The 11,964-nt window shown below is 66.9% G+C and carries 11 protein-coding genes; 10 read left to right on the top strand and 1 reads right to left on the bottom strand.

Annotated elements, in window-relative coordinates:
- Positions 1-77 precede the first annotated feature (77 nt).
- The 6 genes from D103_RS0109360 to D103_RS0109335 are packed head-to-tail and all read left to right on the top strand — an operon-like array spanning position 78 to position 7,903.
- Positions 78-2,282: an ATP-binding protein gene (locus tag D103_RS0109360; RefSeq protein ID WP_018865480.1), complete on the top strand. Its 2,205-nt coding sequence runs from the start codon at positions 78-80 to the stop codon at positions 2,280-2,282.
- Positions 2,279-3,658: a sigma-54 dependent transcriptional regulator gene (locus D103_RS0109355; RefSeq protein ID WP_018865481.1), complete on the top strand. Its 1,380-nt coding sequence runs from the start codon at positions 2,279-2,281 to the stop codon at positions 3,656-3,658. The genes D103_RS0109360 and D103_RS0109355 overlap by 4 nt, the downstream gene beginning before the upstream one ends.
- A gap of 23 nt (positions 3,659-3,681) precedes the next feature.
- A complete protein-coding gene (gene trkA, locus D103_RS0109350) occupies positions 3,682-5,061 on the top strand; it encodes a Trk system potassium transporter TrkA (protein WP_018876609.1) in 1,380 nt (459 codons plus the stop codon).
- 13 nt (positions 5,062-5,074) lie between these two features.
- Complete coding sequence (locus D103_RS0109345) at positions 5,075-6,529, top strand: TrkH family potassium uptake protein (protein WP_018865483.1); 1,455 nt, start codon at positions 5,075-5,077, stop codon at positions 6,527-6,529.
- 40 nt (positions 6,530-6,569) lie between these two features.
- A complete protein-coding gene (locus tag D103_RS0109340) occupies positions 6,570-6,929 on the top strand; it encodes a tetratricopeptide repeat protein (RefSeq protein WP_018865484.1) in 360 nt (119 codons plus the stop codon).
- Positions 6,926-7,903, top strand: coding sequence for a lysophospholipid acyltransferase family protein (locus tag D103_RS0109335; protein ID WP_018876608.1), 978 nt, complete (start codon positions 6,926-6,928; stop codon positions 7,901-7,903). Before D103_RS0109340 ends, D103_RS0109335 begins: the two co-directional genes overlap by 4 nt.
- Positions 7,904-7,936: 33 nt before the next feature.
- On the opposite strand, the gene D103_RS13460 is transcribed toward D103_RS0109335, so the two are convergent.
- On the bottom strand, positions 7,937-8,305 hold the full coding sequence (locus D103_RS13460) for an NYN domain-containing protein (protein ID WP_231366602.1): 369 nt from the start codon (positions 8,303-8,305) through the stop codon (positions 7,937-7,939).
- A gap of 454 nt (positions 8,306-8,759) precedes the next feature.
- Between D103_RS13460 and D103_RS14310 the strand changes: the two genes are divergently transcribed.
- The 4 genes from D103_RS14310 (at position 8,760) to msrA (ending at position 11,843) form a co-directional block, all read left to right on the top strand.
- On the top strand, positions 8,760-8,927 hold the full coding sequence (locus D103_RS14310) for a hypothetical protein (RefSeq protein WP_018876606.1): 168 nt from the start codon (positions 8,760-8,762) through the stop codon (positions 8,925-8,927).
- 177 nt (positions 8,928-9,104) lie between these two features.
- Entirely contained in the window at positions 9,105-9,926 is an 822-nt protein-coding gene (locus D103_RS0109320) for a DNA-formamidopyrimidine glycosylase family protein (RefSeq protein ID WP_018876605.1), read from the top strand.
- Positions 9,927-10,038: 112 nt separating this feature from the next.
- Positions 10,039-11,199 carry a PQQ-dependent sugar dehydrogenase gene (locus D103_RS0109315; protein ID WP_018876604.1) on the top strand — a complete coding sequence of 387 codons (1,161 nt, stop codon included), beginning with the start codon at positions 10,039-10,041 and terminating at the stop codon, positions 11,197-11,199.
- 11 nt (positions 11,200-11,210) lie between these two features.
- Positions 11,211-11,843: a peptide-methionine (S)-S-oxide reductase MsrA gene (gene msrA / locus D103_RS0109310; protein WP_018876603.1), complete on the top strand. Its 633-nt coding sequence runs from the start codon at positions 11,211-11,213 to the stop codon at positions 11,841-11,843.
- Positions 11,844-11,964 lie beyond the last annotated feature (121 nt).

Below are 11,964 nucleotides of genomic sequence, written 5' to 3'. Positions count from 1 at the left end.
CTTGCCGGTAGAATGGCTACCGGCTGCGGACCGCGCCTTGTTTCGGAAAATCTGGGATACCAACGCGAGGGTGTACGTTGACCAGCGTTTCCCTAAGAGGCTTCCCGTGGGGGCTCCTCGGCATCGGGCTCCTGTTCGCGCTGCTGCTGACCTCGCTGGTGGTGATGGGCGATGCGGCCCAGAACCAGGCGCGCTTCGAACAGGTGTTCCTGTGGCTGCTGGTGTTCCATGTGGCCGTGCTGGTGGTGCTGGGCGGGCTGATTATCTATCAGCTCGTGCGCATGGCGATCCAGTATCGCCGCGGGGTGCCCGGCAGCCGCCTGACGCTGCGCCTGGTGGCGGTGTTCATGCTGGTGGCCGTGCTGCCGGTGTCGGTCGTCTACTACTTCTCCTTCAAGTTCCTGAACGAGGGCGTGGATTCCTGGTTCGACGTGCGCGTGGAGTCGGCGCTGGAGGATGCGCTGGAGCTGTCGCGCTCGTCGCTGGATCTGCGGGTGCGCCAGCTGGCGACCGAGACCCAGGAACTGATGAGCGACCTCGAGGGGGTCTCGGAAGGCCTGGTTCCGCTGGCGCTGAACGACTATCGCCGCCAGGTCGGGGCGCAGGAGTTGACGCTGGTCGGTTCGAACAACCGCATCATCGCCTCCAGTACCGACAGCCCGATCCGCCGTCTGCCGACCCCGCCGGGCTCCGACATCCTGATGCGGGTGCGCCCGGAGCAGCCGTATTCGCGCCTGGAGCCGCAGTCCGACGGCTCGCTGATCATCCGCGTGGTGGCCACCACCAGCAGTCGCCGCCCGGGCTCGGAGAATCGCATCCTGCAGGGCATCTACCCGGTGGATCCGCGCATGAGTGCGCTGTCGCTGCGGGTTCAGGACGCCTTCGCCGATTACCGCGAGTTCGCTTACCTGCGCGGGCCGATGATTCAGGGCTTTGTGTTTACCCTGTCACTGGCGCTGGCGATCTCGCTGATGGCCGCGCTGTGGGCCGGTCTGCTGGTGGCGCGGCGCATGGTGCGCCCGATCTCCGATCTGGTGCAGGGCACGCGCATGGTGGCGCAGGGCGACTACAGCACGCGCCTCGCGGTGCAGCGCGCCGACGAGCTGGGCTTCCTGGTGCAGTCGTTCAACACCATGACTCGCACCCTGAACGAGGCGCGCGACGAGGCCGAGCGCAACCGCCGCCTGCTGGACGCCGAGCGCGCCTATCTGGAGAGCGTGCTGCAGCATCTGCGCTCCGGCGTACTGGCGCTGGATGGCAGCCTGCGCCTGCGCACGGCGAATGCCGCGGCCAGCGAGATCCTGGAATGCGACCTGCAGGGCGCGCGCACCCGGGTGATGTCCGAGCTGGGTGACGAGTGCCCGTTGGTCGCACAGTTCTTCGAGGCGATCAGCGACGCCCTGGTGCGCCAGGAGGCCGAATGGTCGCGTCAGGTGGTCGTCTTTACCCGCAGCGGGCGCAAGGTACTGATGACCCGCGCGGTGTGGTTGCCGACCTCGGGCTCCAGCCGCGGCCTGCACGCCATCGTGTTCGACGATATGACCGAGTTCCTGAAGGCCCAGCGCGACGCGGCCTGGGGCGAGGTGGCGCGGCGTCTGGCACACGAGATCAAGAACCCGCTGACGCCGATCCAGCTCTCCGCCGAGCGCCTCTCGAGGCGCCTGGGCAAGGTGCTGGAGGGAGCCGACCGCGAGGTGCTGGACCGTGCCACCGGCACCATCGTGCAGCAGGTGGAGGCGATGAAGACCCTGGTCAACGCCTTCCGCGACTATGCCCAGGCGCCGCAGCTGGAGCGCGCCTCGGTGGACCTGAACCAGCTGATCCGCGATGTCTGCGAGCTGTACCTCGACCAGGACGGCCGCTCGCGCGTGGATGTCACGCTGGATGCGGAACTGCCGCGGATCCATGGCGACGCCGGGCGCCTGCGCCAGCTGCTGCACAACCTGATCAAGAACGCGCTGGAGGCGGGCAAGGGCCACGAGGACATGGAGGTGCATGTGGCCACTGCCTACCTCGACGACCCGGCGGGTCCGCACATCGAGCTGCGGGTGACCGACACCGGTCCCGGCATCAAGCCGGAGTTCCTCGAACGCATCTTCGAGCCCTACACCACCGACAAACCGCGTGGAACCGGTCTCGGTCTGGCGGTCGCACAGAAGATCGTGGAGGAGCATGGCGGCATGATTGAGTGCCATAATGCGGAATCCGGGCGGCATGGGGCGGTCTTCCGCATCCGCATTCCGGTGGAGCATGGTCCGGTGGTTCACGAGGAGCCCGAATGAGCGAAGCCTACATACTCGTGGTCGACGACGAGCCGGACATCCGCATGCTGCTGCAGGATGTGCTGGAGGACGAGGGCTACCAGGTAGCCCTTGCCGGCTCCGTGGCCGAGGCCAAGGCCCAGCGCCGCAGCCGCCGTCCTGATCTGATCCTGCTGGATGTCTGGATGCCGGACGGCGACGGCATCTCGCTGCTGAAGGAGTGGAGCGACGACGAGGGCCTGCCCTGCCCGGTGGTGATGATCTCCGGCCATGGCAATGTCGAGACCGCCGTGGACGCCACGCGACTCGGGGCCTACGACTTCATCGAGAAGCCGCTGTCCATCGACAAGCTGCTGATCACCCTGAACAACGCCCTGGAGGCCGCGCGCCTGCAGCGCGAGAACGTGGGCCTGAAACGCCATGCCGGCACCGTGCACGACCCGGTCGGCAGCAGCGCCACCATGGTGAACCTGCGCGACCAGGTGCAGCGCATGGCGCAGCACGATACCTGGGTGCTGATCACCGGCGAGCCGGGGGTGGGCAAGCAGACCTTCGCGCGCTTGCTGCATGCGCGCAGCGCGCGGCGCGAGAGCCCGTTCATCGTGGTCTCAGTGGGTTCGCTGTCCGGCGAGGAGGCGATTGCCGAGTTGTTCGGCAGCGAGCAGGGCGAGCATGTGCGCTATGGCCTGCTGGAGCAGGCGGCGGGCGGCGTGCTGTTCCTCGACGAGGTCGCGGAGATGGACCTGCAGACCCAGGGGCGGCTGCTGCACGCGCTGGACACCCAGCGCATCACGCGCATTGGCGGCAACCAGCCGATCAGCGTGAATGTGCGCGTGATCGCGGCCAGCCAGTACGACCTGGCCGAGGCGGTGGAGCAGGGCCACTTCCGCGAGGACCTCTATTACCGGCTCAACGTACTGCCGCTGGCGATCCCGCCACTGCGCGAGCACCCGGAGGATATCCCCGAACTGCTGGAATGCCACATGCGCCACCTGCACCAGCAGGAGGGCCTGCCGGTGCGCGCCTTCCAGCGCCCGGCACTGGAGCGGCTGCAGCAGTACCACTGGCCCGGCAATGTGCGCGAACTGCGCAATCTGGTGCAGCGGCTGATGATCCTGGGCTCCGGCGACGAGATTACCCGCGACGAGGTGGAACGCACCCTCAGCGGGCAGCCGCAGCGCGCGGAGGAGGCTGGCGAGGGCACAGTGGCCATCCCCGACCTGCCGTTGCGCGAGGCGCGCGAGCAGTTCGAGCGCGAGTATCTGCAGCAGCAGCTGGAGCGTTCCGAGGGCAACATGACGCGCCTGGCGGAACGGGTGGGACTGGAGCGCACCCATCTGTACCGCAAGTTCAAGGCGCTGGGGATCGACCCCAAGCGTGTGAAATCCGATAGCTGAATCCGCTCCGGGACGGGAGACGCATGAAGCACATCATCATCCTCGGGGCCGGGCAGGTCGGCCAGTCGCTGGCCGAGGCGCTGAGCGCCGACGGGATCGACATCACCGTGGTCGACTATCGCTCCGAGATGCTGGCGGACCTGGAAGACCGCTACGACATAAAAACGGTACACGGCTTCGCTGCGCACCCGTCGGTGCTGGAGGCGGCCGGGGCGCGGGACGCGTCCATGCTGATCGCGGTGACCAATTCCGACGAGACCAACATGGTGGCCTGCCAGGTGGCCTCCACGCTGTTCAACGTCGAGACCAAGATCGCCCGGGTACGGGCGCGCGACTATCACGAGACCCCGGCGCTGTTCGCCCAGGATGCGATGCCGGTGGACATGCTGATCTCGCCCGAGGCGATCGTGACCAGCCATATCCAGCGGCTGATCGAGCACCCCGGCTCGCTGCAGGTGCTGGAATTCGCCGAGGGGCGGGTATCCCTGGTCGGCGTGCGGGCCTACTACGGCGGGCCGCTGGTCGGCCACGAACTGAAGAACCTGCAAAGCGACATGCCCGGGATCCATACCCGGGTGGCCGCGATCTTCCGCAAGGACCGGCCGATTCAGCCGGATGGTTCCACGGTGATCGAGGCGGACGACGAGGTCTTCTTTGTCGCGGCGAAGAAGAACATCCGCGCGGTGACGTCCGAGCTGCGCAAGCTGGAGAAGCCCTACAAGCGCATCCTGATCGCGGGCGGCGGCAACATCGGCGAGCGGCTCGCCGAGACGCTCAGCAAGCGCTACCGGGTCAAGGTGATCGAGCGTGACTCCGAGCGCGCCGACCACCTGGCGCGGACGCTGCCCAGCAATGTGCTGGTGCTGCACGGGGACAGCTCGGATGACCGCTTCCTCGAGTCCATCAACGTTGAGCACAGCGATGTGTTCTGCGCGGTCACCAACGACGACCAGGCGAATATCTTTGCCGGGATGCTGGCCAAGCGCTGGGGCGTGCGCAAGGTGATGTCGCTGATCAATCGTCCCAGCTACGTGGACCTGCTGCAGAGCGGGACCATCGATGTCGCGATCTCGCCGCAGCAGGCGACCATCGGGGCCCTGCTGGCGCGGGTGCGCGAGGGTGGTACTGCCACCGTGCATACCCTGCGGCGCGGGGCGGCGGAGGCGATCGAGACGGTGGTCAACGGCGATGCGCGCACCTCGCAGGTGGTCGGGCGGCGGGTCGACGAGATCGACTTCCCCGAGGGTACGAGCCTGGGCGCGGTGGTCCGCGAGGAGGAGGTCATCATCCCGCACCGGGACACGGTCATCGAGGCCGGCGACCATGTGATCCTGTTCGTGACCGACCGGCGCAAGGTGAAGCAGGTCCAGCGCCTGTTCCAGCCCACGGCACTGTTCTTCTAGGCGGGAGGCGCAGATGCTTCATCTTGCCTCCACCGCCCGGTTGCTGGGTGTTCTGCTGACGCTGTTCAGTCTGGCGATGCTCCCGCCGGCGGCCATCGGCTTCCTGTACGGGGAGGCCACCGCGCTGGTGTTCCTGCAGGCCTTTGCCCTGCTCCTGCTGATTGGCGGGCTGCTGTGGGCCCCGTTGTACCGGATGCGTCGGGAACTGCAGGCGCGCGACGGCTTCATCCTGGTGGTGCTGTTCTGGCTGGGGCTGGGCATCGCCGGGGCGACGCCCCTGTTCCTCGATCCGAGTCTGCAGATCTCCTTTACCGATGCGGCCTTCGAGTCGATGTCCGGGCTGACCACCACCGGGGCCACGGTACTGACCGGGCTGGATGACCTGCCGCGGGCGCTCCTGTGGTATCGCCAGCAACTCCAGTGGATGGGGGGCATGGGCATCATCGTGCTGGCGGTGGCCATCCTCCCGCTGCTGGGCGTCGGCGGCATGCAGCTGTTCAAGGCCGAGACCCCGGGGCCGATCCGCGACAATAAACTCACCCCGCGCATCGCCGAGACCGCGCGCAACCTCTGGTACATCTACCTGGGCCTGACCGTGGCCTGCGCGCTGGCCTACTGGGCCGCCGGCATGGATGCCTTCGACGCGGTGGCGCATTCGTTTACCACGGTCGCCATTGGCGGATTCTCGACCTATGACGCCAGCATCGGTCATTTCGATTCGGTGGCCATCGAGATCGTCGCCATTGCCTTCATGGTGCTGGCCGGGATGAACTTCGCCCTGCATTTCCTGGTACTGCATCGGGCGACCTGGAAGCCCTACCGGCGCGACGAGGAGCTGCGCGCCTATCTGCTGGTGCTGGGTTCCGCAACGGTGCTGGTGGTTGCCTTCATGCTCTGGAGCGGGTTTACCGATCAGCTCGGGGATGCGCTGCGGCGCGGGATCTTCCATGTCGTGTCCATCGCGACCACCACGGGCTATGCCACGGATGCCTTCTATCTGTGGCCCGGTTTCCTCCCGGTACTGCTGATCTTCCTGTCGTTCATCGGCGGCTGTACCGGCTCCACCGGCGGCGGCATGAAGGTGGTGCGCGTGCTGTTGCTGGCCAAGCAGGGCCTGCGCGAGATCAAGCGGCTGATCCATCCGCATGCGCGGATCACGGTCAAGGTGAACGGCAAGGAGGCACCGGACCGCGTCGTGCAGGCGGTGTGGGGCTTTCTCGCGGCCTACGTGATGGTATTCGTGGTGATGATGCTGGCGCTAATGGCGTCGGGGCTCGATCAGGTCACGTCGTTTTCCGCGGTCGCGGCCACGCTGAACAACCTCGGCCCCGGGCTGGGTGAGGTCGGGCCCAATTTCCAGTCAATCAACGATTTCAGCAAATGGGTTCTCGTGCTCGCCATGCTGATGGGGCGGCTGGAAATCTTTACCGTGCTGGTGCTTCTGTCGCCCGCCTTCTGGCGGCGTTAGCCTGAACGCATCGTTTGACCGGCGGCGCGGGAGGTGCCCCATGAGCGACATGATCGAACGTTTCCAGAACATGCTCGATGGCGGACAGGACTCCGCCATGTTGCGTTTCTCGCTGGGCAACGCCCTGGCGACCGACGGTCAGCTCGAGGCCGCCGTTCCGCACCTCGAGCGCGCATTGGAACTGGACGGCGGGTACTCCGCGGCGTGGAAACTGCTGGCGAAGACGCTGGTCCAGCTCGAGCGCCCCGAGGCGGCGCTGTCCACCTGCGAGCGCGGCATTCGCGTGGCCACGGAGAAGGGCGACCTGCAGGCGGTGAAGGAGATGGAGGTCTTCGCCAAGCGCGCCCGCAAGCAGCAGGCCGCCACGGACGGGCCGGGCGACGGCTCCGGGGGCGCATGAGCGCAGCCGACGACGATCGAAGCCGGAGCGAGGACGCCGGCGCCTACCAGGCCCCGCTGACCGCGGCCCACTTCGCCCCGCGCTACTGGGGCAGCTGGCTGCTGCTGGGCCTGGCGTGGGTGCTGCAGGAATTGCCGCGCCCGGCCGTGCGTGGCCTGGCCCGTGGCCTGGGCCGGCTGATCCGGCGCTTTGCCGGGCGCAGCCGCGCGGTGGCCGAACGCAACCTGGAGCTGTGCTTCCCGCAGCTGAGCCCCGCCGAACGCATGCAACGCCTGGAGGCCTATTACCGCTACCAGGCACAGACCGTGCTGGACTATGGCCTGTTGTGGTTCGGCAAGCCGGGGCAGCATGCCGCGCGTATCCGCATCGAGGGCCTGGAACATTACGAGCGCCTGAGCTCGGCCGGCATCCCGGTGATCATCCTCGCGCCGCATTCACTGGCGCTGGACTACGGCGGCGTGCGCATGAGCCAGATGTTCGATGGCGTGTCCTTCGCCAAGCCGATGAAGAACCCGGTGCTGGAGTGGATCAACCACCGCAGCAGGACGCGCTACTCCGGCGACATCTTCGCCCGCGATCAGGGCCTGCGCCCGGCAATCCGCCAGCTCAAGCGCGGGCGGTTCTTCTATTACCTGCCGGACGAGGACCTGGGCGCCGAGGGCGCCGTCTTCGTCGACTTCTTCGGTGTGAAGAAGGCCACGCTGACCGCGCTGGCGCGCCTGACGCGCATGTCGAAGGCCGCGGTGCTCCCCAGCTTCGCCTGGTACGACCCCGCGGCGGATCAGTACGTGATGCGCCTGTGGCCGCCGCTGGAGGACTATCCCGCCGGCGACGACGAGGCGGATGCCCGACATATGAACGCAGCCGTGGAACGCGGCATCGAACAGGCCCCGGCGCAGTATCTGTGGTCCATGCGCCTGTTCCGCACCCGCCCCGCCGGCGAGCCGCGCCTGTACCCCGACCGCAAGCGCTGATCAGCCACCGCCTTCATGCGCTATTGGGTGGTGTCAGGGAGTCGCAGGCGTCGGGCGCGGGCAAACACTTCTCAGACCGTCGATGTGTTCGTGCAGGTCTGGGCGGATGGTTGCCCACATGGGGTCGAGGATGAAATCGATCCCTTCCCGTCGTGCCAGTTTGGCGGCTGGAACGAAATCGGAGTCGCCCGAGACCAGGATGATCTGATTCACCTGTTGCTTGAACGACAATGCGGCGATATCAATGCCCAATCGCATATCCACGCCCTTTTGGCGCAGGTCGAGGTGGAAATCGGCGTCGGTGATGTCCGTCCAGTCGCGCGCTCCCTGGCAGAGTGCATGCAGCGCGTGTTGCTTCAGGCGCCAGTGGACATGGTTGGTCGGCAGCTCCCCGAGCCGCAAAGCGACCTTTCGCTGGCTGCGAAGTGCGTCATGGAATGCCCGCCGCCATACGGCGACCTCGCTTCTGCCCCAGGGAAACACTGATCAATGTACACACTCGCGTTGGTACCCCAGGTTTTCCGAGACAAGGCGCGTTGTGCAACAGGTAGTGGTTCTACCTGTAAGCGGCGCAACGCAGGATCGGGGAACCTGGGGTGCCAACCCCAGGAGGCTCGGCCGCTTTTGCGCGCGCACGGCGTTGCGGCTCCCTTGTGCAGAATGACTGCACGGCAGTCACCGCGCCTTGTTCGCACGCAAAAGCGACTCGAGCGCGAGCGTGTACATTGATCAGTGTTCCCCTGGTCGACAGGCTCTTGCCTAGTGGGGTGTGTCCTTTCCAGTTCGACGGGTGGGCGTCGTAGACAAATATGCGATAGAGGCGGGAAACCCGCGGCCCATTGCGTGGGGCGTTGAGATGATCAAGGGCGAGACCGTGGAGGGTTTTCGCGGTTTCTTCCGGGCCTTGCTTGCCGAAAATGCGTCGGCTTCGAACCAGAAAGAAGCCGGCGTCGACCAGCACCGCAGTCACGGCAGGACTTGCGTGGCGCAGAAACAAAGAGCCCTCGGGGTCGGCCTTCCCTGAATCATTGAGAGAAGGCTTACTGCCGAGGGCGGATCTATCTTTCATTCTAGGTACCTCCCTGTACCTTGACAAGTTTTCCGAATTTGGCCCAAGAGTGCCAATCATTCAAGGGGGGCGGCCTCAGCGTTCCCGATTGCATTCGTTTGATCCGGATGCGGCTCAAGGAGATGGGGTGCCATGCCCGAGGGCGATACGATCCACAAGCTGGCGGCGGCGCTGCGGCCCGTGCTCGAGGGGGTGGCGCTGAGCCGGGTCGCCACCCGTGTGCGCCGCGGAGATCCGTTACTGGAACACGGCGCGATGACCGCGGAGGCCGTGCAGGCCCGGGGCAAGCACCTGCTGCTGGACCTGGAGGCGGCGGACGGGCGGCGCTGGCAGTTGCGCAGCCATCTTGGGATGTACGGGACCTGGCACCAGTATGCGCCGGGCGCGGCGTGGCACAAGCCGGCGGCCGGGGCGTGGGCGGTGCTGGGCCTGCCGGATCGCGTGCTGGTCTGTTTCCACCCGCGTGAGCTGCAGTGGCGTCCGCGCGCGGACGGCGCACGGGACGTTCCCCGGCTGGATGCGCGGGTGGGCCCCGACCTGCTGGACCCGGCGATTGACCTGGATGCGGTTGTTGCCCGGGTACGCGATCGTGCCGATTCAGCCCGCCCGATCGTGGATGTGCTGCTGGATCAGTCCCTGGCGGCGGGGATCGGCAACATCTACAAGTCCGAGGTGCTGTTCCTGCAGGGGTGCCATCCACTGCGCCCTCTGGCACAGGTGCCGGAGGCCATGCTGTGCGGGTTGTACCGCGATGCCGAGCGCCTGCTGCGGCGCAATGTGAAGCCGGGGCCGCGGATTACCCGTGAGCGTGCGGAGGCGGGGGCGTTTCTGAACGTCTACGGTCGTCGGGGTGAGCCCTGTCACCAGTGCGGGGCACCGGTCGAATATGCCCGACTGGGCGAGCACCTGCGTGCGACCTACTGGTGTCCGGTCTGCCAGCCGGGGAACCCGTAGGCCCCCGCGGCATCCCAAAAGGATATGAATGATGCACGGCTCCTGGCCGTGCCGCCCAAGTCTCCAGCGGTATCCCGCCCCGCAGGCATCGCATTTTCCAAGGAGGTGAACCATGCAGACGCGCACGATGAAGACGAGCCGCCTCACCCTGGCGCCCGTGCTGGCCGGTCTGGTGATGGCCTGTACCGGATCCTCCGGGGTCTCGGCCGAGGGGCTCGGTGCCGGGGAGCACGGCCTGCAAGCCAGTGTGCTGCATGAGGGGCTTAATCACCCCTGGGCCATTGCGTTTCTGCCGGAGGGCGGGGCCCTGATCAGCGAGCGCCCGGGCACCCTGCGCTGGTTCGAGGACGCCGGGTCCTTCGACGGCCGGGGCGAGTTGGTGTCCGGTGTTCCGGGCGACCTGCAGGCGCGCAACCAGGGCGGCCTGCTGGACCTCGCGCTGCATCCCGACTTCGCCGAGAACCGCTGGCTGTACTTCACCTATTCCGCAGCCGTGGATGGCGGGCTCACCACACGCCTGGCGCGCGCACGTTTCCAGGACGGTGAGCTTCAGGGTGTGGAGACGCTGTTCACGGCCGAGCCGGGCGTCTCCGGGGGGCGGCACTTTGGCAGCCGCATCGTGTTCGATGACACGGGTTATGTGTACATCAGCGTGGGTGACCGCGGCCAGCGCGATCATGCCCAGGACACCTCCACCCATATCGGCAGCATCATCCGGCTGCATGACGACGGGCGCGTCCCGGACGACAATCCGCTGGTGGATGATGCCGATGCCCGCCCCGAGATCTGGGCCTGGGGGGTGCGCAACCCGCAGGGCATGGTGATGGACCCCGAGACCGGCACCTTCTGGCAGAACGAGCACGGACCGCGCGGGGGCGACGAGGTGAACATCATCGAGCCCGGGCTGAACTACGGCTGGCCGGTCATTACCCACGGCCGGGAGTATGCCGGCGGGCAGGTCGGCGAAGGCCTGACCGAGAAGGAGGGGATGGAATCGCCCCTGTATCACTGGACGCCCTCCATCGCCCCTTCGGGTATGGCGATCCTCCGCGATCCCGCCTTTGCCGACTGGGACGGCGATCTGCTCGTGGGCGGCCTGGCGCATCAGACCCTTCGCCGGCTGACCTTCGAGGGGCGCGAGCTGGTCAACGAGAGCGAGGTGCTGCCGGATCTCGACCGCCGCGTGCGGGACGTGCGCGTCCATGACGGGGCCATCTATATCCTGACCGACCACAATCCGGGGGAGCTGATCCGGCTCGTCCCGGCCGACTGACGGAGCCGCCGATGTTCGCCTTTTCCGAGCCGCGCATGCCGACCCCCGAACAGGCCCTGCCCGGGCGCGAAGAGCCGATGCCGGTCCCCGAGCGCCACATGGTCCTGGGGACGCCGCTGGCCCCGCCGTACCCCGAGGGCATGCAGGTGATCCATTTCGGCATGGGCTGTTTCTGGGGTGCCGAGCGGTTGTTCTGGCAGCAGGAGGGCGTGTACTCCACCAGCGTGGGCTACGGCGGCGGCTATACCCCGAACCCGACCTATCGCGAGGTCTGTAGCGGCCAGACCGGGCACACCGAACTGGTGCGGGTGGTGCTCGATCCGCAACGGGTCGGGCTGGAGGCGCTGCTGCGTACCTTCTGGGAAGGACACGACCCGACCCAGGGCATGCGCCAGGGCAACGACGTCGGTACCCAGTACCGCTCCGCGATCTACACCACCGACGCGGACCAAATGGCGGCTGCCGAGGCCAGCCGCGAGCGTTTCCAGGCTGCGCTGGACGCCGCCGGGCGCGGGGCGATCACCACCGAGATCGCCGAGGGCCCGGCGTACTACTTCGCCGAGGACTACCACCAGCAATACCTCGCCAAGGTCCCCAACGGCTACTGCGGCCTCGGCGGCCTGGACGTGCCCTATCCCACCTAGGTCGAAAGGCGTTTTTTACCACGAAGCCCACGAAGGCACGAAGAAGGGCAGGTCAAAAGCGATTCACAGGAAGGTTTTAAGACCGGAAGAAGGCTGATGCGACGGCCTCCAGCAGCACGTT

Source organism: Thioalkalivibrio sp. ALE31 (assembly GCF_000377405.1).
In the GTDB taxonomy this organism is placed as follows: Bacteria; Pseudomonadota; Gammaproteobacteria; order Ectothiorhodospirales; family Ectothiorhodospiraceae; genus Thioalkalivibrio.
Note: the sequence above shows the minus strand (reverse complement) of the source record. Positions and strands in the feature narration are given on the sequence as shown.